The organism is Dellaglioa sp. CoH-56-MRSF-11 (assembly GCF_056782135.1).
Genome location: NZ_JBXAYE010000113.1, coordinates 1 through 266, shown reverse-complemented (window position 1 = coordinate 266; position 266 = coordinate 1). Strand labels below are relative to the sequence as shown.

General features: G+C 55.3%; 1 protein-coding gene. It reads left to right on the top strand.

All coding sequences use genetic code 11. From position 1 onward, the window contains the following. On the top strand, positions 1–266 hold a 266-nt coding region (locus AC1RPT_RS08050), incomplete at both ends, for a hypothetical protein (RefSeq protein ID WP_481763031.1).

Genomic DNA, 266 nt, shown 5'->3' with positions numbered 1-266 from the left:
GCTTTCTGGCAATACAGGTGGCGCTATCGCCGCGCTGGCTAACGCACCTGAAAACATTTTGGCTTCAGCTTTGAGTGGGCTCGGCGGTTTTGCCGGGCCTTCGTCGATTGCGCTTGCTGGTCCCGGTACTCTCGGGGAAGTCAGCAGCAACGGCGGCATCATCGAAGGCGACAATCTGTTTGGAGCTATGAACCGAACGTACCCGATGATGGCATATTCTTGGTACTGCCAACTACCTATCGTTGGTCCAGGTTCTACGCAAACAC